22 protein-coding genes and 1 pseudogene are annotated in these 20,790 nt (G+C 71.9%); 10 read left to right on the forward strand and 13 right to left on the reverse strand.

Going from position 1 to position 20,790, the window contains the following annotated elements; all coding sequences use genetic code 11:
* Positions 1–13 precede the first annotated feature (13 nt).
* Positions 14–1,024, reverse strand: coding sequence for an NADP-dependent oxidoreductase (locus DE149_RS00390; RefSeq protein WP_113913751.1), 1,011 nt, complete (start codon positions 1,022–1,024; stop codon positions 14–16).
* Positions 1,025–1,211: 187 nt separating this feature from the next.
* Here DE149_RS00390 and DE149_RS00395 point away from each other — a divergent pair, with 187 nt between their 5' ends.
* The 3 genes from DE149_RS00395 (at position 1,212) to DE149_RS00405 (ending at position 5,641) form a co-directional block, all read left to right on the forward strand.
* Complete coding sequence (locus DE149_RS00395) at positions 1,212–2,726, forward strand: acetyl-CoA hydrolase/transferase family protein (RefSeq protein ID WP_113913752.1); 1,515 nt, start codon at positions 1,212–1,214, stop codon at positions 2,724–2,726.
* 124 nt (positions 2,727–2,850) lie between these two features.
* Positions 2,851–4,422, forward strand: coding sequence for an AbgT family transporter (locus tag DE149_RS00400; RefSeq protein ID WP_113913753.1), 1,572 nt, complete (start codon positions 2,851–2,853; stop codon positions 4,420–4,422).
* 34 nt (positions 4,423–4,456) lie between these two features.
* Positions 4,457–5,641: a M20 family metallopeptidase gene (locus tag DE149_RS00405; protein WP_113913754.1), complete on the forward strand. Its 1,185-nt coding sequence runs from the start codon at positions 4,457–4,459 to the stop codon at positions 5,639–5,641.
* Positions 5,642–5,703: 62 nt separating this feature from the next.
* Here the strand turns inward: DE149_RS00405 and DE149_RS00410 are convergent, their stop codons facing one another.
* A complete protein-coding gene (locus DE149_RS00410; RefSeq protein ID WP_065573496.1) occupies positions 5,704–6,129 on the reverse strand; it encodes a hypothetical protein in 426 nt (141 codons plus the stop codon).
* Positions 6,129–6,548 (reverse strand): organic hydroperoxide resistance protein, encoded by a 420-nt coding sequence (locus DE149_RS00415; RefSeq protein ID WP_017487949.1) that lies wholly within the window; start codon positions 6,546–6,548, stop codon positions 6,129–6,131. Before DE149_RS00415 ends, DE149_RS00410 begins: the two co-directional genes overlap by 1 nt.
* Before the next feature lie 111 nt (positions 6,549–6,659).
* Between DE149_RS00415 and DE149_RS00420 the strand changes: the two genes are divergently transcribed.
* Positions 6,660–7,151, forward strand: a complete 492-nt coding sequence (locus tag DE149_RS00420; RefSeq protein ID WP_041103948.1) for a MarR family winged helix-turn-helix transcriptional regulator — start codon at positions 6,660–6,662, stop codon at positions 7,149–7,151.
* A gap of 32 nt (positions 7,152–7,183) precedes the next feature.
* On the opposite strand, the gene DE149_RS00425 is transcribed toward DE149_RS00420, so the two are convergent.
* From DE149_RS00425 to DE149_RS00445, 5 genes are all read right to left on the reverse strand, one after another.
* Positions 7,184–7,990 carry an alpha/beta fold hydrolase gene (locus DE149_RS00425; RefSeq protein WP_060973487.1) on the reverse strand — a complete coding sequence of 269 codons (807 nt, stop codon included), beginning with the start codon at positions 7,988–7,990 and terminating at the stop codon, positions 7,184–7,186.
* Between the two features lie 26 nt (positions 7,991–8,016).
* Positions 8,017–9,027 carry an NADP-dependent oxidoreductase gene (locus DE149_RS00430; protein ID WP_060973485.1) on the reverse strand — a complete coding sequence of 337 codons (1,011 nt, stop codon included), beginning with the start codon at positions 9,025–9,027 and terminating at the stop codon, positions 8,017–8,019.
* Positions 9,028–9,068: 41 nt separating this feature from the next.
* Complete coding sequence (locus DE149_RS00435) at positions 9,069–9,752, reverse strand: type 1 glutamine amidotransferase domain-containing protein (protein ID WP_069941694.1); 684 nt, start codon at positions 9,750–9,752, stop codon at positions 9,069–9,071.
* 114 nt (positions 9,753–9,866) lie between these two features.
* Entirely contained in the window at positions 9,867–11,519 is a 1,653-nt protein-coding gene (gene abc-f, locus DE149_RS00440; protein WP_113913755.1) for a ribosomal protection-like ABC-F family protein, read from the reverse strand.
* 28 nt (positions 11,520–11,547) lie between these two features.
* A complete protein-coding gene (locus DE149_RS00445; RefSeq protein WP_010080497.1) occupies positions 11,548–12,378 on the reverse strand; it encodes a patatin-like phospholipase family protein in 831 nt (276 codons plus the stop codon).
* Positions 12,379–12,385: 7 nt separating this feature from the next.
* Between DE149_RS00445 and DE149_RS00450 the strand changes: the two genes are divergently transcribed.
* Positions 12,386–13,186 carry a formate/nitrite transporter family protein gene (locus DE149_RS00450; RefSeq protein ID WP_113913756.1) on the forward strand — a complete coding sequence of 267 codons (801 nt, stop codon included), beginning with the start codon at positions 12,386–12,388 and terminating at the stop codon, positions 13,184–13,186.
* A 23-nt stretch (positions 13,187–13,209) separates the two neighbouring features.
* Here DE149_RS00450 and aqpZ read toward each other — a convergent pair whose 3' ends face one another.
* The 3 genes and pseudogenes from aqpZ to DE149_RS11920 all read right to left on the reverse strand — a co-directional run.
* Positions 13,210–13,908, reverse strand: coding sequence for an aquaporin Z (aqpZ, locus tag DE149_RS00455; RefSeq protein WP_113913757.1), 699 nt, complete (start codon positions 13,906–13,908; stop codon positions 13,210–13,212).
* Between the two features lie 166 nt (positions 13,909–14,074).
* The gene (locus DE149_RS11660) at positions 14,075–14,596 is read right to left on the reverse strand and encodes a hypothetical protein (RefSeq protein ID WP_010080493.1); all 522 of its coding nucleotides are present in this window, start codon (positions 14,594–14,596) and stop codon (positions 14,075–14,077) included.
* Positions 14,597–14,629: 33 nt separating this feature from the next.
* Positions 14,630–14,731: pseudogene (locus tag DE149_RS11920) on the reverse strand (ABC transporter ATP-binding protein); the annotation flags it as partial.
* Between the two features lie 123 nt (positions 14,732–14,854).
* On the opposite strand from DE149_RS11920, the gene DE149_RS00465 reads away from it, so the two are divergent.
* From DE149_RS00465 to DE149_RS00475, 3 genes are read left to right on the forward strand one after another with little or no spacing between them, the layout of a single operon-like run.
* On the forward strand, positions 14,855–15,580 hold the full coding sequence (locus DE149_RS00465) for a histidine phosphatase family protein (protein WP_199489679.1): 726 nt from the start codon (positions 14,855–14,857) through the stop codon (positions 15,578–15,580).
* The gene (locus DE149_RS00470; protein ID WP_113913759.1) at positions 15,577–16,119 is read left to right on the forward strand and encodes a DUF3090 domain-containing protein; all 543 of its coding nucleotides are present in this window, start codon (positions 15,577–15,579) and stop codon (positions 16,117–16,119) included. The genes DE149_RS00465 and DE149_RS00470 overlap by 4 nt, the downstream gene beginning before the upstream one ends.
* Positions 16,119–16,901: an SCO1664 family protein gene (locus DE149_RS00475; RefSeq protein ID WP_113913760.1), complete on the forward strand. Its 783-nt coding sequence runs from the start codon at positions 16,119–16,121 to the stop codon at positions 16,899–16,901. Before DE149_RS00470 ends, DE149_RS00475 begins: the two co-directional genes overlap by 1 nt.
* A gap of 309 nt (positions 16,902–17,210) precedes the next feature.
* Here DE149_RS00475 and DE149_RS00480 read toward each other — a convergent pair whose 3' ends face one another.
* Together DE149_RS00480 and DE149_RS00485 are read right to left on the reverse strand one after the other, a co-directional pair.
* Positions 17,211–17,777, reverse strand: coding sequence for a mismatch-specific DNA-glycosylase (locus DE149_RS00480; RefSeq protein WP_113913761.1), 567 nt, complete (start codon positions 17,775–17,777; stop codon positions 17,211–17,213).
* 1 nt (position 17,778) lies between these two features.
* The gene (locus DE149_RS00485) at positions 17,779–18,024 is read right to left on the reverse strand and encodes a Txe/YoeB family addiction module toxin (RefSeq protein WP_199489680.1); all 246 of its coding nucleotides are present in this window, start codon (positions 18,022–18,024) and stop codon (positions 17,779–17,781) included.
* Positions 18,025–18,202: 178 nt separating this feature from the next.
* Between DE149_RS00485 and DE149_RS00490 the strand changes: the two genes are divergently transcribed.
* Together DE149_RS00490 and DE149_RS00495 are read left to right on the forward strand one after the other, a co-directional pair.
* Complete coding sequence (locus DE149_RS00490; RefSeq protein WP_113913763.1) at positions 18,203–19,606, forward strand: GntP family permease; 1,404 nt, start codon at positions 18,203–18,205, stop codon at positions 19,604–19,606.
* Positions 19,607–19,635: 29 nt separating this feature from the next.
* The gene (locus tag DE149_RS00495) at positions 19,636–20,790 is read left to right on the forward strand and encodes a glycerate kinase (protein WP_113913764.1); all 1,155 of its coding nucleotides are present in this window, start codon (positions 19,636–19,638) and stop codon (positions 20,788–20,790) included.

Below are 20,790 nucleotides of genomic sequence, written 5' to 3' on the forward strand. Positions count from 1 at the left end.
ACGCGCCCGCCGGTCAGAACTCGAGCAGCACCTTGCCCTTGGCATGGTGGGATTCGAGACGCTCGAACGCCTGCTCCCAGTCGGCCAGGGGGTAGCGGCTGTCCACGGTCACGGCCAGCTCGCCGGCGTCCACGAGCCGAACGAGCTCGGCCAGGCCCGCCCCGTCCGGATGCATGAGGAAGAACTCGTAGGTCACCCCGGCCTTCTTCGCGGCCCGGCGCACCTTCGCACTGACCACCCGGGAGACGACGGCGGCCAGCGGCCGACGCGACGGGCGCGCGGTCTCACGAAGGCTGCCGGGGCTCGGCGGGCCCGCGATGGTCACCAGCCGGCCGCCGGGCTCGATCGAGCCGAGCAGCTCGGCCATCTGATCACCGCCGATGAGGTCGAACACCTTGTCGAAGCGTTCGCCCCCCTCTGCGACGGTGCGGGCGCGATAGTCGATCACCGCGTCGGCGCCGGCCTCGCGGACGTACGGCTCACCCGCCGCGGAGGCGGTCACGGTCACGTGCGCGCCGCGCAGGTGTGCCAGGCGCGTGGCGATCAGCCCGACGCCGCCGGCGGCCCCGGTGATCAGCAACCGCTCCCCGGGCTGCAGGTCCAGGTGCTCCGGGCCGAGTGCCTGCTGAGCGGTCAGGCCGGCGAGCGGCAGGCCGGCCGCGTCCGTCAGGGGCATGCGGGCGGGCGCGGCGGCCACCCAGTCCGCGCGCACCGCGGCCAGCTCGGCGAATGCCCCGTGGCCGGAGGGGTCCACGCGGGTGATCACCGCGTCACCCGGGGCGAACGCGGTCACCCCGGCGCCCACGGTCTCGACGATGCCGCTGAGCTCGTTGCCGGCGACCGTGGGGAAGTCGTCGGGGGCGATGGCCTTGAAGTCGCCTTCGCGATGCATCGCGTCGACGGGGTTGAGGCCGACCGCGCGGGTGCGGATCAGCACCTCGCCGGCGCCGGCCGTGGGGGCGGGGACGTCGGTGAGGGCCATGGCCTCACGGCCGCCGTAGGACTGGAGGACGAGTGCTCGCATGCCGCCGAGCCTAGGCGCGCCGACCCGGAGTGCCGAGCCCTGTTCGCCGTCGTCGATCACGCAGGTCGGGCTCGGTCACCTCCGGCGTGATCATCCCCACGGCCACCCGTGACGCGGGTACGCTGATCGCTGTTCCACGTCACAGCGCTCTCGCTCGACTCGTCTCACCCGCACGGAGGCCTCACCCATGTCGTCCCGCATCCACCACCCCGGCCTCCGGTCGAAGGTGATGTCCGCCGCGGAGGCGGCGGCGTTCATCCAGCACGGCACCACCGTGGGCATGAGCGGGTTCACCGGGTCCGGCTACCCGAAGGCCGTGCCGATGGCGCTGGCCGAGCGGGCCAAGGAGCTGCACGCGCGCGGCGAGGAGTTCCGCATCAACCTCCACACGGGGGCGTCCACCTCCGCGGAGATGGACGGTGCGCTGGCCGAGGCGGACGCCGTCGCGCTGCGCACCCCGTTCCAGTCGGACCCGACGATGCGCGCCAAGATCAACGCGGGCGCCATCGAGTACATCGACACGCACCTGTCCCACCTGGCGCAGGCCGTGTGGAACGGCTTCTACGGGCCCATGACCACCGCGGTGATCGAGGTGTCCGGGATCCGCGAGGACGGCCGTCTCGTCCCCAGCTCCTCCGTGGGCAACAACAAGTCCTGGATCGACCTGGCGGATCAGGTGATCCTCGAGGTCAACTCGTGGCAGAGCGAGGACCTCGAGGGTCTGCATGACGTCTACTACGGCACCGCGCTGCCCCCGCACCGCTCGCCGATCATGCTCACCCACCCGGCAGACCGCATCGGTGAGACGTACCTGCGGTGCGATCCGGCCAAGGTGGTGGCCGTCGTCGAGACCCACGCCCCGGACCGCAACTCTGCCTTCAAGCCCGCCGACGCGGACTCGATCGCGATCGCCCAGCACCTCGTGGAGTTCTTCGAGCACGAGGTGGCCCAGGGCCGGTACGACGAGCGGCTGCTGCCGCTGCAGTCGGGCGTGGGCAACATCGCGAACGCGGTGATGTCCGAGCTGGTGAAGTCCCGGTTCACGGGCCTGTCCGCGTTCACCGAGGTGGTGCAGGACGGCATGCTCGACGCCCTGGACTCCGGCACCCTGGCGACCGCGTCCGCGACCGCGTTCTCCCTGTCCACCGAGGCCGCCGAACGGTTCAACGACAACGCCGCGAAGTATCGGGACAAGCTGATCCTGCGCACCCAGGAGATCTCCAACCACCCCGAGCTCGTGCGCCGGCTCGGCATCCTCGCCATGAACGGCATGCTCGAGGCCGACCTGTACGGCAACGTGAACTCCACGCACCTGATGGGCACGAAGATGATGAACGGCCTCGGCGGCTCCGGCGACTTCGCCCGCAACGCGTTCACCTCGTTCTTCCTCACCCCGTCCACGGCCAAGGGCGGGGACATCTCCTGCATCGTGCCGATGGTCTCGCACGTGGACCACACCGAGCACGACGTGCACGTGGTGGTCACCGAGCAGGGGCTGGCGGACCTGCGCGGTCTCTCCCCCAAGCAGCGCGCCCGCACGATCATCGACACGTGCGCGCACCCGGACTACAGGGAGCCGCTGCGGGACTACTTCGACCGCGCGATGCGCGAGTCGGGCGGCCTGCACACCCCGCACCTGTTGGGCGAGGCCCTGTCCTGGCACCAGCGCTTCCTCGAGACCGGGACGATGCGTCACGGCTGACGGCCCGCCGGTCCGGACACCTGCGGGACACCTGCGGGACACCTGCGACGGGGCACCCTACAGTGGGCCGTACCTCGCCCCTGTGGCCGAGGTCTCACCGTCTCTCGCACCTCGGAGGAGTCCCATGACCTCGCCCACCGGTGGGTCCACCGCCGCCGACGCCTCACCCCGGAATCGCGCCCCCGGGGGCCTGCTCAACAGGTTCCTCAACGTGATCGAATGGAGCGGCAACAAGCTCCCGGACCCGATCATCATCTTCGCGGGCCTCTGCGCCCTGACCCTGGTGGCGTCCGCCGTGGCCGGCCTGGGCGGCTGGAGCGCGGTCCATCCGGGCACGGGTGAGACCCTCGTGGCGACCAATCTGCTCAGCACGGAGGGCATGCGCGTCGTCATCGGCGACGCCGCCAAGACCTTCGGCGCCTTCGCCCCGCTGGGACAGGTGCTCATCATCATGCTCGGCATCGGCGTGGCCGAGCGGTCGGGCTGGTTCGAGGTCGGCCTGACGCAGTCCATGACCAGCGCCCCCAAGGGCCTGATCATCCCCGCGATCGCGCTCATCGGCCTGCTGGGCAACATCGCCGGCGACGCCGCCCCGATCGTGCTGCCCCCGCTGGCCGCCCTGATCTTCCACAAGCTGGGCTGGCACCCGATCGCCGGCATCGCCCTGGCCTACGCGGCCGCGACCGGGGGCTTCGCGGCGAACCTGATGATCGGCATGTCCGACGCCCTGGTCCAGGGCTTCACCCAGGAGGCCGCGGTCATCATCGATCCCGACATCGAGACGACCGTCCCGATGAACTGGTGGTTCATCGCCGCCTCCGTCGTCGTCCTCCTGCCGGTGCTGTGGCTCATCACCACCAAGGTCGCGATCCCCCGCCTGGGCGCCTACCAGGAGGCGGACGACGTCGAGGCCGGGGACATGGAGATCACCGACGTCCAGCGCCGGGCCAACCGCTGGGCCCTGGTGGCGCTGGCGCTGTTCGCCGCGCTCGTGGTGGCCGCCTGCATCCCCCAGGGCTCGTTCCTGCGCAACGCGGAGACCGGCTCCCTGACCACCGACGCGCCCCTGATGAACGGCATCGGGCTGATCCTTGCCCTGGCGTTCTTCATCCCGGGGCTGGTCTACGGGGTCCGGGCCAAGACGATCACGGGCTCCTCGGACGTCGCCCGCATGATGGTGGAGTCCATGGCCACGATGGCCAGCTTCATCGTCGTCGTGTTCTTCGCCTCGCAGCTGCTGTCCTACGTGAGCGCGTCCAACATGGGCGCCATCCTGGCCATCCGCGGCGCCGAACTGCTCCAGGGTCAGGACGGCATCGTGCTGATCCTCGGGATCATCGCGATCTCCGCCGTCGTGAACCTCTTCGTCGGGTCGGCCTCCGCCAAGTGGGCGATCCTGGCGCCGATCTTCATCCCGATGATGATGCTGCTGGGCTACCACCCGGCGTTCACGCAGATGGTGTACCGCATCGGCGACGCCGTCACGAACCCGATCACGCCCATGTTCCCGTACTTCGCGCTCGTGCTGACCTACGCCCAGCGCTACGACAAGAAGCTCGGCATCGGCACGTTCATCTCCACGCTGGTGCCCTATTCGCTCGCGATGGGCCTGGTGTGGACCGCCATGATGGTCGTCTGGTACCTGCTGGGCTGGCCGATGGGGCCGGACGGTCCCATCCACCTGCCCACCCCGTGACGCCCCGCCCCGCCCCGACCGAGAGGAGACCCCCATGTCCGCCGACATCGACGCCTACCAGGGCCAGCTCGTCGCCTGGCGCCGTCACCTGCACCAGCACCCGGAGGCCTCGTTCGAGGAGCACGAGACCGTCCGCTACATCCGTGCCGAGCTCGAGCCGCGCCTGCCGGGCGCCACGTTCGAGAACCTCACGCCGACGAGCCTCGTGGTGACCCTGGACACCGGCCGCCCCGGCCCCACCCTGGGTCTGCGCGCGGACATCGACGGGCTGGCCATGACCGAGGACCGCCCCGACCTGGACTTCGCCTCGACGACGCCGGGTCGCATGCACGGCTGCGGTCACGACGGCCACACGGCCACCATCATGTCCGCCCTGGTCTGGGCGCACGACCACCGGGACGAGCTGACCGGCACCGTGCTCGGCATCTTCCAGCATGCGGAGGAGACCCCGCCCGGCGGCGCCAAGGAGATGGTGGAGACGGGCCGGTTCGCGGACGTCGACTACTTCTTCGGCTTCCACTACTGGAGCACCCTCCCCACGGGCACGGTGGACATCAAGCCCGGCCCGGCCTCGGCGAACTCGGACCTGTTCGAGGTGCACCTGCGGGGCGAGGGCGCCCACGCGTCCACCCCGGAGGACGCCGTGGACGTGGTCACCGCGGCCAGCTCCCTGATCCAGCAGTTCCTGCTCATCCCGTCCCGCCGGGTGGCCGGCCTGGACCCGTGCGTGGTGTCCACCACCTGGATGGACGCCGGGCGTCAGTCGGCGCTGAACGTGTACCCGCCGGAGGCGCACATCGGTGGAGTGGTCCGCACGCACGACGACGAGGTGCGGGACACGGTCGAGGCGGCGATGCGGGACATGGTCCGCGGCCTGGAGACGGCGAACCCCGGTCTGCGCTGCGAGCTGGACTATCTGCGCGGCTACGACATGGTGTGGAACGACCCGGCCCGCACCGCTGTGGTCCATGAGCTGTGCGAGGACCTGTTCCCGGGCTCGGTGATCACCGACCCGCCGATGCTCGGCGGCGAGGACTTCGCGGCCTTCTCCCGGACCGCGCCCGCCACGTACGTGTTCGTGGGGGCCGGCAACGCCGCCAAGGGCTTCGACGCGGGTCACCACAACCCGCGGTTCGGGCTGGATGAGGACGCCTTCCCGATCGCCCTGCGGTTGGTCGTCGAGGTCCTGCGGAACGGGCCGCGCCTCGCGGCGGGGTGAGATCACGCCGGCTCCGGGCACGTGCCCGGAGCCGGCCCAGGGCCGCAGGACCGGCGACGGCGTCAGCGGCGCCCGCCCTGCTCCCGCTCGGGGATTCCCGCGGCCCACAGGGCGGCCGCGATGAGGGCGGGCTGGCCGAACAGCCGCGCCAGGCGGCGACCGTCCGTGTCCAGCCCGAAGCCGTCCTTGCGCTCGGCGTACTGCCCGATGTTCCCGGGGTAGATCGCGGTGTAGAAGGCCGCCAGGGCGGTGCCGGTCAGGCGGCGCTGCCCGGGGAGCGCCAGCAGAGCGGCCCCGAGGCCGATCTCGGCCACGCCGGATCCGAGCACCACGAGGTCCGCCGGGAGCGGGACCCACGAGGGCACCTGGGCGCGGAACTCACGGCGCGCCACGGTGAGGTGGGACAGCCCTGCGGCGGTCATGAACCCGCCGAGGCCGAGGCGGGCGGCGGTCTGCGAGAGGGGGACGGACTGCCGACGCTTCGTCATCACGCCTCCCCGAGCTCGAGGACGACGTCGATGTTGCCCCGGGTGGCGTTCGAATAGGGGCACACCTGGTGCGCCTGCTCCATGAGGGCGCGGGCCTGGTCCGCGGGGACATGGGGCAGCACGACCTCGAGGGTGACCTCCAGGCCGAAGCCCTCACCCTGGCGGCCGATGCCCACGCGCGCGCCGACGGAGGAGTCGGTGATGTCGGCACGGGAGGCACGGGCGACCATCTGCAGGGCCGAGTGGAAGCACGCGGCGTAGCCGGCGGCGAACAACTGCTCGGGGTTGGTGCCCTGGCCGGAGCCGCCCATTTCGGTGGGCACGGCGAGGTCGAGGTCGACCCGCCCGTCGGTGGTGCGGACATGGCCGTCGCGGCCGGCGCCGGTGCTGAGCGCCTCGGCGGTGTAGATGGTCTCCATGGGAGGTCCTTTCATCCGCCCGCCCCGTGCGGGACGAGTCGGCTCCAGCCTGCCACCCTGTTAGGTCGCGCGCAACCAAGTCGCTCCCCAGCGACCACTAGAATCGCTCCCATGGATGCCGCGCCGACCCCCAGCCTCGCCCTCGAGGACCAGCTCTGCTTCGCCCTGCACCGGGCGGCGCGCGCCGTCACGCGCGGCTACGGCCCCCTGCTGTCCCGCCTCGGCCTCACCTACCCGCAGTACCTCGTGATGCTCACCCTGTGGCAGGCGGAGGGTGACGCCTCGGCCGAGACGGATGCGTCGACGCCGAAGACCGCCGGGGCACTGGGGGTCGGCGCGCTGCGGGACAGGCTCGGCATGGACAACGGCACCATCACGCCTCTGGTGCGGCGCCTGGCCGGCATGGGGCTCGTCACGCGGGAGCGCGACGTCCGCGACGAGCGGCGCGTGCTGGTGCGGCTGACGGACGAGGGGCGGGCGCTGCGGGCGTCCGCCCGGACGGTCCCGGTGGACGCCCTCACCCGGATCCCCCTCGACGTCGCCGAGCGCCAGGTCCTCATGGACCAGCTGAACCGAATCACCGAGGCCGTCGGGCCGCGCTGAGACGGCGGGAGCGGCCCGCGCGCGGAGCGCGGTCAGCGCACCCGGTCCAGGATCGCCCGGGCGACGGCGTCCGCCTCGCGCTCGGGCAGCCAGTGGTCCGCGTCGAGCTTCACGAACCGGTACTCCCCCGCCACCTGCCCGGCCGTGAGCTCGGCGGCCCGCGGCCCGAGGGCCGCGTCCCGGGTGCCCCACACGTACGTGGTGGGGACCGACACGGGCGCGCTGCGCGTGGTGGTCACCAGATCCGGGTTCGCCCGATACCAGTTCACCGGACCGCGCAGGCTCTGCGGGGTGGAGAACCGGCGGGCGTAGTGCTCCGCCCCGGGGACCTGCCCCCGCTGCAGCAGGGAGCCCAGCCGTCGCGCGAGGATCCGTTCGGGGAGGGACGGTGCCTGGAAGGCGGCGATGTACCAGCTGCGGCGCAGCTGGTCCGGGCCGCGCAGGGCGCGGGCCAGGGCGGCCGGGTGCGGCGTGGACAGGACGGTCAGGGACGCGACGCGCTCGGGGTGCGCGGTGGCCAGTGCCCAGGCGACGGCGCCGCCCCAGTCATGGCCCACGACGTGGACGCGCCGCGCCCCCGCCGCGTCCGCCAGCGCGACGGCGTCCCCCACGAGCGCCGGGAGGCGGTAGGCCGCCGTCGCCCGCGGCGCGGCCCCCGGGGAGTAGCCGCGCTGGTCCGGCGCGAGGGTGCGCAGCCCCGCGGCGTGCAGCAGCGGCTCGACGTGCCTCCAGGACGTGGCGTCCTGCGGGAAGCCGTGCAGCAGCAGGACCACCTCCCCCTCGGCCGGCCCGCCGTCGCGGACATCGAAGGTCAGGCCCTGATGCCGGAAGGTGTCCATGCCGCCCCCGAGTGCGCCGTCGCCCGTCACAGCCGGACGAGCATCTTCCCCGTGTTGGCACCCTCGAGCAGGTCGATGAACGCCTGGGGTGCGTTCTCCAGACCCTCCCGGACGGTCTCGTCCCACTGGATCTTCCCGGCGGCGACCCACGGGCCCACGCGCTCCAGGAACTCGGGGCGGACCTGCGCTGCGTACTTCTGCAGGACGAAGCCGCGCAGGGTCAGGCACTTGCCGATCGCCAGGGCGAGGTTGCGCGGGGCGGCCGGCGGCTCCGTCGAGTTGTACTGGGCGATCGCGCCGCACATCGCCACGCGGCCGTCGACCCGCATCGCGGCGATGGCGGCCTCGAGGTGGTCGCCGCCCACGTTGTCGAAGTAGACGTCGATGCCCTCCGGCGCCGCCTCGGCCAGCAGATCGGTGGGCGAGCCGTCGTGGTAGTCGAACGCGGCGTCGAAGCCCAGCTCCTTCACCCGCGCCACCTTCTCGGGCGTGCCCGCCGAGCCGACCACGCGCGAGGCGCCCAGCAGGCGGGCGATCTGGCCGGCGACCGAGCCGACGGCCCCCGCGGCGCCCGAGATGAAGACGGCGTCGCCCTCCTGCATCTCGGCCACGTGCACGAGGCCGGTGTAGGCGGTCAGACCCGTCATGCCCAGCACGCCCAGGTAGGTGCTGTCCGAGAACTGGGAGGTGTCCACGGCCTGGACGGCGTCGCCGTCGAGGACGGCGTGCTCGCGCCAGCCGCGGCCGTGGAGCACGGACGTGCCCTCCGGCACGTCCGCGTGGCGCGAGGCGATCACGGTGCCCACCGCGCCGCCGTCGAGGGGGGCGTCGAGCTGGAACGGAGGCACGTAGGACTCGACGTCGTTCATGCGGCCGCGCATGTACGGGTCCACGGACATCACGGTGTTGCGCACGAGGACCTGGCCCTCGGCGAGCTCGGGGAGCTCGACCTCCGTGAGACGGAAGTTCTCCGGCGTCGGGGCGCCGTGGGGGCGGGAGGCGAGGTGGATCTCGCGCGTGCGGGTGGGGGTGCTCATGGTGGTCTCCTCGGGGTCGGGGCGGCGGGCTCGGTGGAGGGTCAGCGCGCGAGCAGGTCCAGGAGGCGGCGGGCGGCGTCGGCGGAGGAGGCCGGGTTCTGGCCGGTCACCAGGGTGCCGTCCGTGACCACGAAGCTCTCCCCGTCCGGGCCCTTGCGGTAGTCCGCGCCGGCGGCGATCAGCGAGTCCTCGACGAGGAACGGGACGACGTCCGTCAGCTGGGCGGCCTCCTCCTCGCCGTTGGTGAACCCGGTGACCTGACGGCCGCGCACGAACGGGGTGCCGTCGGCGGCGGTGATCGGGTGCAGGATCCCGGGCGCGTGGCAGACGAGGCCGAGCGGGCGCCCGGCCGCGTCGCTGTCGAGGATGATCCGCGTGGAGTCGGCGTCGGACACCAGGTCCCACAGCGGGCCGTGACCGCCCGGGTAGAAGACGGCGTCGAACCCGTCCACGTCCACCTGGGCCAGGGGCGTGGTGTGGGCCAGGGCGGCCTTGGCCTCCTCGTCCTGGTCGAACCGGCGGGTGGCCTCGGTCTGCATCTCCGGCTTCGAGCTCGTCGGGTCGATGGGCGGCTGGCCGCCGCGGGGCGAGGCGAGGGTGACCTCGTGGCCGGCGTCCGTGAAGACGTAGTAGGGCGAGGCGAACTCCTCGAGCCAGAACCCGGTCTTGCGGCCGGTGTCGCCCAGCTGGTCGTGCGAGGTGAGGATCATCAGGATGCGGGACATGTCTGGGGGCCTTTCGTCGGTGGGGACTGCACTCTCATGGTCGTACGCAACCGAATCTCGGGCAAGGGTGACGGTGCCCACCGGCCTCACGCCGCGGCCGCCGCGCCCAGGACATCAGCGCTCCGTCACCCGCCCGTCCTGGACCTGCCAGCGGCGGTCGGTGCGGACGGTGTCCAGCATGCGGCGGTCGTGGGTGACGAGCAGCAGGGCGCCCTCATAGGTCTCCAGGGCCTGTTCGAGCTGCTCGATGGCCTCCAGGTCCAGGTGGTTGGTGGGCTCGTCGAGCACCAGGACGTTCACCCCGCGGGCCTGGAGCAGGGCCAGGGATGCCCGGGTGCGCTCGCCGGGCGAGAGCTCGTCCACGGGGCGGTTCACGTGGTCGGCCCTGAGGCCGAACTTGGCCAGCAGGGTGCGCACCTCCCCGGAGGCCATCTCGGGCACGAGCGCCTCGAAGGCCGCGGCGAGCGGGACGGTCCCGGCCAGCAGCGAGCGCGCCTGGTCGATCTCCCCGATCTGCACGCTGGACCCCAGGGCGGCCGTGCCCTCGTCCGGGGCCTGGCGGCCCAGCAGCCCGCGCAGCAGGGTGGACTTGCCGGCCCCGTTGGGCCCGGTGATGCCGATCCGCTCCCCCGCGTTCACCTGGAGGGACACCGGGCCGAGCGTGAAGCCGCCCTGCCGGAAGACGGCGTCGTTGAGGGTGGCGACCACCGAGCTGGAGCGCGGCGCCGCACCGATGGTGAACTCCAGCCTCCACTCCTTGCGCGGCTCCTCCACCTCCTCCAGGCGCGCGATGCGGCTCTCCATCTGCCGGACCTTCTGGGCCTGCTTCTCGCTCGACTCACTGTTGGCCCTGCGGCGCAGCTTGTCGTTGTCCGGGGACTTCTTCATCGCGTTGCGCACGCCCTGGCTGGACCACTCCCGCTGGGTGCGGGCGCGGGAGACGAGGTCCTGCTTCTGCTCGGCGAACTCCTCGTACTTCTCCCGGGCCTGGCGGCGCAGGGTGGCCCGCTCCTCGAGGTAGGCCTCGTAACCGCCGCCGTAGACGCGGTTGGTGCGCTGGGCGAGGTCGAGCTCCAGGACGCGGGTGACGCAGCGGGCCAGGAACTCGCGGTCGTGGCTCACCAGCACGACGCCGCCGCGCAGCTCCTGCACGAAGGCCTCCAAGCGGGTCAGGCCGTCGAGGTCCAGGTCGTTGGTGGGCTCGTCCAGGAGCACGACGTCGAAGCGGGAGAGCAGCAGCGCGGCGAGGCCGACGCGGGCGGCCTGCCCACCGGAGAGGAAGGTCATGAGGACCTGTTCCGGGGAGGCGGAGAGGTCCAGGCCGAGGTCGGCAAGGACGGCGGGGATGCGCTCCTCCAGGTCCGCGGCGCCGGAGGCCAGCCAGCGGGTGAGGGCGGTGTTGTAGCGGGCCGCGGCGGCGTCGGTGACGTCCGGGTCCGCCAGGGCCTCGGCGGCCTCGTCCATCTCGGTCTGCGCGGCGGCGCACCCGGTGCGGCGGGCGATGTACCCGGCGACCGTCTCCCCCGGCACCCGCTCGTGCTCCTGCGGCAGCCAGCCCACGAACGCGTCGGCCGGGGCCAGGCTGACCGTGCCGGCCTGCGGCGCGAGGTCCCCGCCGAGGATGCGCAGCAGGGTGGACTTGCCCGCGCCGTTGGCCCCCACGACGCCGACGACGTCCCCGGGCGCGACCGTGAGGTCCAGATCCTCGAAGAGCGTGCGGTGGCCGTGGCCGCCGGCGAGGCCGGAGGCGACAAGGGTGGCGGTCATGGTGCTCCTGACGGAAGTGCGGCGGGCGTCAGGCCATTCTGCCGCGACTGAGCTCCACGAGCTTCTCGGCCCGGGCGCGCGTCGCCTCCTCTCCCGCCGCGATGGCGACGCCGGAGCTGCGGAAGTCCGCGACCGTCATCCCCTCGATCGGCGGGCTGATGAGCACGTCCGGCCGGTAGAGCGAGAGCCGGACGGTGGTGAGCTGGGCCTGCATGACGTCAATCGCCCGCATGGCCTGGCGCAGCGACGTGGCGGGCGAACGGCGGGTGCGGGTGCGCGCCCCGGGCTCCGGCCGCTCCAGGGGCTCGAGCGTGGTGGCATCGACGGCGATCACCCGCTGCGCGCCCAGGAAGCGCACCCCATCCACCGGGATTTGGTTGAGGATGCCGCCGTCCACCAGCACGGAGTCCCCCACGGTCACCGGCTCCAGCGCGCCGGGGTAGGCGGTGGTCGCCTGGATCGCGGTGATGAGGTCCCCGGTGTGCAGGTAGCGGGTCTGGCCCTCGACGACGTCGGCCGCGGTGAGCACCAGGGGAATCTGCAGCTCCTCGAAGGTGTCCGGGAGCAGCTCGCGGAGCCAGGCCCGCAGCCTCTCGCTGGAGAGGATGCCGCCGGTCAGGCCCCAGTTGATGAGCCGCGGCCAGTCCACGCTCCGCTCGATCTTCTCGAGCGAGGCGGCGTCATGACCGGCGGCTATGAGCGCGCCGAGGAGGCCGCCCATGCTCGTTCCCGCGAGCACGTCCGGGCGGATGTCGAGCTCCTCGAGCACCCGCCAGACCCCGATGTGGCACAGCCCGCGCGCTCCTCCGCCGCCCAGGGCGAGGCCCAGCCGACCCGTGGGCCGTTCGTCATGCATCATGGGCCCAGTGTGCCACGGACATGACCGTGAAGGGAGCGATGCCGGTCAGTCCGTCTCCGGCAGGCCGGCGGCCCACAGGGAGGCGGCAGACGAGGGCGCGGAACGCCTGCATCGGTCCCTCACCGCCCTGACGACCACCGGGTTCCTGGGCGGCGTCGAGATCACGATCGGCCTGCTCGCGTACCTGCTCACGCTCCACGAGACGGGCAGCCACCTGCTGGCCGGACTCGCGTTCTCCATCGGCCTGGTCAGCCTGTTCCTCGCCCACTCCGAGCTCTTCACGGAGGGGTTCTACTACCCGATCACCGCGATCGCCGCCGGCCGGGGCACGTGGATGGAGCTGCTGCGTCTGTGGGCGGTGACCCTCGTGATGAACCTCCTCGGCGGCACCGTGATGATCGCCCTCGTGGTGGCGGGGTTCCCCGACCTGCACGGCACCCTGGCCGAGAGCGCCCACCACTTCCTGGACATCGGCTTCAGCTGGCAGGGCGCCGCCCTGGCGGTCCTGGCCGGGGTGGCGATCACCCTCGTGACGCGGATGCAGGCCGGGACGGACAGCCCGACGGCGATGATCGTCGCGTCCGTCGCCGGAGCCGTCGTCCTCGCCGGCGGTTCGCTCTTCCATTCGGTGATGGACTCGATCCTCATCATCGGAGCCATCCTGTCCGGAGCGCACGGCGTGGGCTGGCTCGAGTGGCTCAGCTGGGTGTGGTGGGTGATCCCCCTGAACATCCTCGGCGGGTTGGCGCTGACGACGGCGCCGCGCCTGCTGCGTTCCAAGGAGATGCGGGAAGAGAAGGGGCGGTGAGGGCAAGGTCCGAATGGCAGGGGTCAGACGGCGTCACGCGTCCCGTCGGCGGCGGGCTCGGGCAGCTCCTCGGTCATTCGGGAGGAGTTGGGGAAGACGAAGCGGTAGCTGAGACCGGCGACCGCGGCGCCCAACAACGGGGCCACGAAGAACAGCCAGACCTGGCCGAGGGCGTCCCCGCCTGCGAACAGGGCCACGCCGAAGGAGCGAGCGGGGTTCACGGAGGTGTTCGACACGGGGATGGAGATCAGGTGGATCAGCGTGAGGGTCAGGCCGATGGCCAGCGGCGCGAAGCCGGACGGAGCACGGCGGTCCGTGGCGCCGAGGATGATGTAGAGGAACACGGCGGTCAGCAGCGCCTCGGTCAGGAACACCGCGCCCATCGAGTAGCCGGCGGGCGAGAGTTCGCCGTAGCCGTTGGTGGCCAGGCCGTTCTCCGCAAGCGAGTAGCCCGGACGACCGGAGGCGATCGCCAGCAGCACGTCGCCGGCCGCCACGCCGCCCACGAGCTGGGCGATCCAGTACGGCACAGTGAGCTTCCACGGCAGACGACCCGCGAGCGCCGCACCCAGGGTGACTGCCGGGTTGAAGTGACCGCCGGAGACGTGACCCACGGCATAGGCCATGGCCACCACGGTCAGGCCGAAGGCGAGGGCGACGCCGAGGAAGCCGATGCCCATGTTGACGCCTGTGGCGTCGTCGATCACGGATGCGGAGAACACGGCAGCGCCGTCCGTGGGACCGTCCCGCCGTTGCCTGGGCGCACCGTCTCGTCCCGCGTCCACCCTCCTGACCGCGCCGCCACGATCACGCCCGCAGATCAGGCAGCGGCCCTCATCCGGGACGGGGACGCCGCCGGGCACCGCTCGTCCGGCCGGGGGCCGGGCCTCAGCCCGCCGGCTGATCCACCCCCGCGGCGGGACGCCCGTCCTCCAGGTAGACGCAGTGCGCGGCGTCCCAGGCGGCGTCGACGCGGCGGGCGATCGCCGGGCGCAGGAGCTTCCGGGCCTCCTGGCACGTCACGAAGCGATGCTCGGAGGCCTCGTCCTCCTGCAGGCGGATGGCGGCGACGTCCGCGGCAGTGAGCGGGTGGACGGCGCGGAAGAGGAAGCGCAGGCCGATCCGGCCGTCGGCCTTGCTGGGCCGCGTGTCGACGGCGACGAGCCGCCCGGCGGTCACCTCCAGCTTATGTCCCGCGCGGCGGGCGCGCACCGTGCGGACGGCCAGGATCAGCCAGGCGAGCACGGCCAGCGCGGCGAACACCGCGGGCAGCACGTGCCCCAGGAGCACGGAGGAGGCGACGGCGGCGAGGAACGCGGCCAGGTTGAGGACGACGTCGTACATCGGCGCGATGAACCGCCGGTTCACCACGTGGAGCCCGGCGATCGCCACGCCGCACGCGAACGTCACCGAGAGCAGGAGGTTGACTACCGGGGGAGGGTATCAGCGGCGGTCGAGTCGGACGGCCTCGAGCATGCGGCGGTCGTGGGTGACCAGCAGCAGGGCGCCGTCCTAGGCCTCGAGGGCCTGCTCCGGGCGTTCGAGGCCTGCAGACGGGCGTCAGCCTCGCCGGGCATAGGCGTGCTCGCGTTGCGTCACTGACCCTTTGCGTCATGGCCGCGAGGCTTTGTCCGCGAGAGGCGGGCATCCCCTCGCTACGCTGAGGCCATGGCGACGGTACTTCTCGTGCGGCACGGCCGCACCACGGCCAACGCGACCGGACTGCTGGCGGGCCGCACCCCCGGGGTCAGCCTGGACGAGCACGGACGGGAGCAGGCGGCCCGCACCGCGGACCGCATCGCGGCCGTGTCCGTGGCCGCGGTGGTGGCCAGTCCCCTGGAGCGGTGCGCGCAGACGGCCCGCGCCCTCCTCGATCGCCAGCCGGGGACGGTGTCCTCGCTGGTCGACGACGACCTCACCGAGTGCGACTACGGCCAGTGGCAGGGGCGCGCGCTCAGCGACCTGGCCACCGAGCCCCTGTGGGCGACGGTGCAGACCCAGCCCTCCGCCGTCGTCTTCCCCGGCGGGGAGTCCATGGCGGGCATGCAGGCCCGCGCGGTGGCGGCGATCCGCCGGCACGACGCCGCGGTCGAGGCCGAGCACGGGCCCGGGGCGGTGTGGGTGGCGGTGAGCCACGGGGACGTCATCAAGTCGATCCTGGCCGATGCGCTCGGCACGCACCTGGACCTGTTCCAGCGGATCGAGGTGGGGCCCGCCTCCGTGTCCATCGTGAGCTACGGACCGAGCCGACCGCGGGTCTGGGCGACCAATACCGACGCCGGGGACCTGTCCTGGCTGGCGACCCTCGGCCCGTCCGACGACGCACCGGTGGGCGGCGGTGCGGGCACGGGCGCCGGTGCGGTGGACGGGCAGACGCCTAGGATCGTGGCATGACTGATGCACCTGCCCCCGTCCATGAGTTCGACTGGCCGGATCGGGTCGTGATCGGGACGCTCGGGCGTCCCGGAGCCCGCACGTTCTACCTGCAGGTGCGCACCGGGCCCCGGCTGGTGAGCCTGGCCCTGGAGAAGCAGCAGTCGGCCCTGATGGCGGAGATGATCGACGAGATCCTGGACGATCTGATGGCGCTGGAGGGCAACCCGCACAGCGTCCCGGCCAGCACGCCCGTGGAACTCGTGGACAACGATCCGCTGGACCCGGTGCAGGAGTGGTTCCGGGTGGGGGCCATCGGCCTGGGCTGGGACCCCACCACCGCGCAGGTGCTCATCGACGCGCACCCGCTCTCCGACGACGACGCCGACTCGGCGCCCGAGGCGGGTGCCGAGGCCGTGCGCGTGCGGATGCCCGTCGGCGCCGCCCGGGCGTTCGCCCGGCGCACCCGGGAGGTCGTGGACGCCGGACGTCCGTTCTGCTCGGACTGCGGCCAGCCCATCGACCCCGACGGCCACGACTGCACTCTCCCCGACTCCTGATGAGCCCCGCGGACGTGCCCGCCGGCGAGCTGGTGTCCGGGGAGCTGACGCTCACCGGCCGCATCACGACGGCGTCCAACGCCACGTTCCTCGGCGCGATCGGTGACACCTCGGTGGTCTACAAGCCGGTGGCGGGCGAGGCCCCGCTCTGGGACTTCCCCGCCGGGACCCTGGCCCGCCGCGAGGTGGCCGCGCACCTGGTGTCCGAGGCGCTGGGATGGGACATCGTGCCGCGCACCTGGCTGCGAGACGGCCCCTTCGGCGAGGGCATGGTGCAACTCTGGCAGGAGCAGGATCCTGAGCAGGACGCCGTGGACCTGTTCCCGGCAGACGAGGTGCCGGCCTCGGGATGGCTCACGATCCTGGAGGGCGAGGACGAGGACGGAAATCGGCTGGTCCTGGCCCACGAGGACACGACGGCCTTGCGCCGGATGGCGGTGTTCGACGTGATCGTCAACAACGCCGACCGCAAGGGCGCCCACATCCTCGCCATGCCCGGCGGGCACCGGTACGGCGTGGACCACGGTCTGACCTTCCATGTGGAGGACAAGCTGCGCACGGTGCTGTGGGGATGGCTGGGCGAGACGCTGAGCGAGGAGGAGCGCGACGGCGTCGCCCGGGTTCTCGAGGGGCTCGACGGCGAGCTGGGGCGGGGGCTGGCGGAGCTGCTCAGTGCCGAGGAAGTCGAAGCCCTTGCCGCACGCTGTGCCCAGTTGCTCGACGACGGGATCTTCCCTGCCCCGAGCGGGCTGACGCCGGCCGTGCCCTGGCCGCTCTTCTGACGGGCCTGAGGCGTCAGCGCGTCCGGCTGATCGTGAAGTCCAGCGAGTTCTCCCCGACGGCGCGCAGGATCGGCCCGGAGACGGGGAAGGGCAGGTCCTGGAACGCGTTGCCTGACACGGGATCTCGCAGCTGCGCAGGGTGGCGTCGGTGGAGCACGTCGAGGTCCGCGTCCGCGTCTGGCAGCCCACGAGGGCCGCGGCGGTCAGGCCGAGGCCCAGGAGCGAGGTGGTGGCTCGTGTGCGCACGGTGCCCACCCGATCGGAGATCCCAGCGGGCGTGCAGCGCGGCCGCAGGGACGGCGGGTGCACTCAGTCCACGAGCCCCGCCGCGGCACCGGCCGCACGGTAGTCCGCGGCGAGCGAGTCCACGGTGGCGTGGGCGTTGAGCCCGCTGGGGTTCGGCGCCACGAACAACCGCGTGCCCGGCCACGGCGTCTCCTGCTCCCCCAGCGCGGCCTTCGGACGTCCGAACGCCTGCCGGTAGGCCGTCACCCCCAACACGGCGATGACAGCCGGCGCGTGCGCGGCCACGAGCGCGTCCAGGCGGGCGGGGGCGGCGGCGAGCTCCTCCGCGGTGAGCTCGTCGGCGCGGGCGGAGGCACGCGGGACGAGGTTGGAGATCCCGATGCCGCGGGCATGCAGCTCGGCAAGGTCCTCGGCCTTGTAGCCGTCGGAGGCGTCGATCAGGTGCCGGGTGAGCCCGGCGCGGTGCAGGGCCGGGTAGAAGCGGTTGCCGCGGCGGGCGAAGTGCGCACCGGTGGCGGCGGTCCACAGGCCGGGGTTGATGCCGATGAACAGCAGCCGCAGCGGGTCCGGCAGCAGGTCGGGGACGGTGCGGTCGCGGAACTGCTGGAGCTCGGCCTGGGTGAAGCGCATGTCAGTAGTGATACCTCACCTGGAGGATGATCAGGTCCTCGCCGTCGACGAGGTAGACGAGCCTGTGCTCCTCCGTGATGCGCCGGGACCATGCCCCGGCCGCGCCGTACTTCAGCTGCTCGGGTTTGCCGATCCCCTCGAAGGGATCACGCAAGCCGGTGTCGATGGGGGTGGTGATCCGTGTGACGACCTTGCGGTCCGTGGTCTGCCAGTGCGTGCAGTCATCCCAGGCGGAGCGGTCCGACACGAGGCGCGCTCGTAGGTGTCCAGCAGTCGGCGGGCGTTGGCCGGGGAGCGGAAGAGGTAGGCGGTCTCCTGCCAGGCGGCGTACTCGTCACGACCGAACCGTGTTCTTCAGAACATCGCCGCTGAAGTCCCATCGGTCCTACTCTGACTGGAATCCCCTGCCGCACAAAGGACTTCCGATGACTGGAATACCGTTTCTACTCGTCTTCATCCTCGCCGTCGCCCTGATGATCGTCATGATCTCCAGATGGAAGATCCACCCCTTCCTCTCGATCATGGCCGTCGCCTTCGCCTTGGGGATCATCGGTGGGATCCCGCTGGTGAAGTCGACCGGCGCCGAAGGGGAAGCGCCCGTCAAGGGCATCGCCGACGTGATCGGGGAGGGATTCTCCGGGATCTTCACCTCGATCGGCATCGTCATCATCCTGGGCACGCTCATCGGACTCATCTTGGAGCGCACCGGCGGTGCATTCAGAATCGCCGATGCGCTCGTGCGGGTCGTCGGCAAGCGCTACCCCGTCCTGGCTATGCAGCTCATGGGCTGGGTGGTCTCCATCCCCGTGTTCTGCGACTCCGGATTCGTCATCCTCAACCCCATCCGCAAGGCCCTGGCCCGTCGCACCGGGGCGTCACCCGTGGCGATGACCGTGGCCCTGGCCGCGGGCCTGTACACCTCGCACGTCTTCATCCCACCGACCCCGGGGCCCATCGCAGCCGCCCAGAACCTCGGCATCGGTGACCACCTTCTGTTGGTGATCGGCCTCGGCGTCCTCGTCTCGATCCCCGCACTGCTCGTCGCGTACCTGTACGCCCTCTACATCGGCAAGCGGGTGACCTCCGCCGAGGAGACCGGCACGGAGGATGCGGATGAGCTGGAGGCGGCCTACGACGCGCTTCGCCGGTCCTACGGGCGGATGCCAGGAACTGCTGCGTCCTTTGCGCCCATCATCGTCCCCATCCTGCTCATGGCTCTCGGCTCGCTCGCATCCGTCCTGAAGTGGACCGGCCCCGCGGGTGACTTCGCTCGATTCCTCGGCACGCCGATGATCGCGCTCGCCGTCGGTACCCTCTGCGCAGTCGGCCTGCTGTTCAGCGTGCGCCGTGGGGAGAGGTTCTACGACCTGACCGAGGAGACCCTCCGGGTCGTCGGCCCCATTCTGTTCATCACGGCGGCCGGTGGTGTGCTGGGGCGCGTCATCGCCGCCACCGACCTCGTCACCTTCATCGAGAGCAACGCTGCCCAGTTGTCGGTCATCGGACTGTTCTTCCCCTTCCTCGTCTCCGCCGTCCTGAAGACCGCGCAGGGCTCCTCCACCGTGGCCCTCACGACCACGTCGGCCATGGTCTTCCCGATGATGCCCGCATTGGGCTTCGAGACCCCGGTGGCCAGCGCGCTCGTGGTCATGGCCATCGCGGCCGGCGCCATGACCGTCTCCCACGCCAACGACTCGTACTTCTGGGTGGTCACCAACTTCAGCGGCATGACGCCCTCGCAGGGTTACCGCACCCAGACGATGGTCACGCTCCTGATGGGACTCACCTCCATCGTGTTCATCTGGATCCTCGGCCTCGTCCTCGTCTGACCCCGTCACCCGACTTAGGAGATCCACGCGTGCAGCGCATCATCGTCATCCCAGACTCGTTCAAGGGGGCCCTGTCGTCGCGGGAGGCGGGCTCCGCGATCGCGACGGGTCTCGCGTCGGTCACCGACGCCGAGGTTCTCGTGGTGCCCATTGCCGACGGCGGGGAGGGCACCGTCGAGGCCTTCGTGGCCGCCGCAGGGGGCGCCTTGCGACCCGCGACAGTCTGCGGGGTGTTCTACGGCGAGCGCGTACCTGTCCACTACGGACTGGTCGCGCCGGACGTGGCGGTGGTGGAGACAGCCTCATGTGCCGGGCTCCCGCTCGCCTCGGGACGCGAGGACACGGGACGGGCCACGACGTTCGGGGTCGGCGAGCAGATCCTCGACGCGGTGTCCGCGGGCGCGCGCAGAGTCATCGTCGGGGCCGGCGGGAGCGCCACGACGGACGGCGGCACGGGCGCTGCCGCAGCCCTCGGCGTCCGGTTCCTGGACGCCGCAGGTGAGGAGTTCGTCCCCACCGGCGACACCCTCACCCGGATTGCGCGGATCGACTCCACCCCGGCACGAGACCGGCTCCGCGACGTCGACGTGGAGGTGATGTGCGACATCAGCAACCCCCTCACGGGGTCGCAGGGTGCAGCCCACGTGTTCGGCCCCCAGAAGGGGGCGGATCCTGCATCAGTGGCGAGCCTGGACACCGGACTGGTCCATCTCGCGGGCATCGTCGAGCGAGACCTCGGGGTCGCGATCGACGCGCTCCCCGGTTCGGGAGCGGCGGGGGGTCTCGCCGGTGGCCTGCACGCCTTCATCGGGGCCACCTTGAAGCCGGGCATCGACGTCGTCCTCGAGACGGCGGGTTTCCACGACCTCGTGAAGACCGCTGACCTCGTCATCACCGGGGAGGGGCGCATCGACGGCCAGTCCTTGGCCGGGAAAGTGCCGATCGGTGTGGCCCAGGCCGTGCGCGCAGCCGGACGTGCGGTCCCGGTGATCGTCCTCGCCGGCTCCGTGGGACAGGACGCGGACACCCTCTACGACGAGGGCATCACCGCGATCGTGCCCATTGGTCGCGGCCCCCAGGACTTGGCGACAGCGATCCGCCGTACGGCAGAGGACCTGACCGCGACCGCCCGCGACGTCGGGCGGCTGGTGATGGCCTGCTCCCCCGCCGACCTCACACGTTGA

It is taken from the genome of Micrococcus sp. KT16 (assembly GCF_003315015.1).
Lineage (GTDB): Bacteria > Actinomycetota > Actinomycetes > Actinomycetales > Micrococcaceae > Micrococcus > Micrococcus luteus.